This is a genomic window from Vibrio sp. YT-17 (assembly GCF_033337375.1).
GTDB lineage: Bacteria > Pseudomonadota > Gammaproteobacteria > Enterobacterales > Vibrionaceae > Vibrio > Vibrio alginolyticus.
Genome location: NZ_JAWOQP010000082.1, coordinates 1 through 1,468, shown reverse-complemented (window position 1 = coordinate 1,468; position 1,468 = coordinate 1). Strand labels below are relative to the sequence as shown.

Annotated in this window: 2 protein-coding genes and 1 pseudogene; all 3 read left to right on the top strand. The window is 44.6% G+C overall.

Going from position 1 to position 1,468, the window contains the following annotated elements:
• Window positions 1–325, top strand: a 325-nt coding sequence (locus tag R7F67_RS24005; RefSeq protein WP_318057435.1) for an Lrp/AsnC ligand binding domain-containing protein, incomplete at its 5' end; no start/stop codon positions are given.
• Window positions 326–344: 19 nt separating this feature from the next.
• On the top strand, window positions 345–1,259 hold the full coding sequence (locus tag R7F67_RS24000; RefSeq protein ID WP_318057434.1) for a LysR family transcriptional regulator: 915 nt from the start codon (window positions 345–347) through the stop codon (window positions 1,257–1,259).
• Between the two features lie 93 nt (window positions 1,260–1,352).
• Window positions 1,353–1,468: pseudogene (locus R7F67_RS23995) on the top strand (lysine transporter LysE); the annotation flags it as partial.

The following is a 1,468-nucleotide window of genomic DNA, read 5'->3' as shown; positions in this document are numbered from 1 at the left end:
CAAAGTCATCTTAGGTTATCACGCTGAAATTGCGCCTCCAGAGGGGGATTCGATCTGTGCCTACTTCGCATTGAAATTCGACACATCCATATCATCTTACTACTGTGAATCCTATGCTGATGAGTTGTATAAAATTGATGGTGTGAAATGGTGCCATGCAATCAGCGGCGAAACTGACATGATGGTATTTGTGGAAGTCCCTAACATGAATCGGCTCAATGAAATTCGAGACCAAATTCAACGCTTTCCAGAACTGCGTCATTTGATGACGCATACGGTTCTGACCGAGTTTTTTAATACGACCGGAAACAAGTTCGTAAAGTGAAGCATCAAGTGGGTCGAGAATGTTAAACAACATCAATTTAAATCTGCTGAGATCATTGCATGTGCTGCTTGAGGAGTGTCATGTAAGTCGCACTGCTGAGCGCTTGCACGTAACTCAATCTGCGGTCAGCCGCCAATTAGCCCAGCTTAGAGAGCTTTGTGGCGATCCGTTGCTTGTCCGTCAGGGGAACTTGCTTATACCCACACCTCGAGCGTTAGCGTTAAAAGCTAAACTTGATGATTTGCTGTCTGAGTTTGATCATCTGCTTGATGATAAACCGTTCGAACCGGCAGATTGGCAAGGTGAGTTAGTTGTCGCGTCTAGTGCCTATGTTGCTCAGTACGTTCTTCCAGATATCGCTTCCCATTTAAGCCAACTCGCGCCGCAACTGGATATGGCTTATCGCTTATGGCAACCAGATTTTCTCGATAAGTTGCATGAACTGGGTATCCACATCGCATCGTCCATGTACCCTTCAAAACCAGAAGGCGTTTCAAGCGTGAACATTGGTTCTGATACCTCGGTGTGTTTGATGAAAGCGTCACACCCGCTAGCGAGTTATAAAGAGCTGACGGTGGATGCTTTACTCAGTTATTCGCACATAAAAGTTACGGGTGGCGGCGATAAAGATTCAAGCACCGACACGGTTTTAAAAGAGATGGGGTTGGCGCGACATATCACATTTAAAGTCCCATTTTTCTCGGCGGCGGTTAATCGCCTAGTCTCAAGTGAACATTTGATGGTCGTCCCTGAGCATATCGCGGTGAACCTCGCTAAGCATTGGAGTTTGGCACATAAACCTCTGCCATTTGATACTCAAATCCATCAATACTGGCTGATGTGGCATCCAAAGTACGATAACGATCCTGCGCATCGTTGGATTCGGGAAACGATGCAAAGCGTTATGCAGCAATCAGAATACTCTATTCACTAGACTATGATTTTTAATCATGACTTTCATGATTAACTTTGATTTCAGTTTATATCACCTCTATTGATAAATTAACGTCAAAGAGGGGAGATTTTTATGACACTAACAGTTTGGTTATCACTTTTTACAGTCTGTTTATTAGGGGCTATGTCGCCAGGGCCTAGCTTAGCGATCGTTGCTAAACATGCTTTGGCTGGTGGACGAATGAATGG

Coding starts and splice junctions, on each gene's coding strand:
- R7F67_RS24000 (WP_318057434.1), top strand. CDS start 345: ATGTTAAACAACATCAATTTAAATCTGCTGAGATCATTGCATGTGCTG.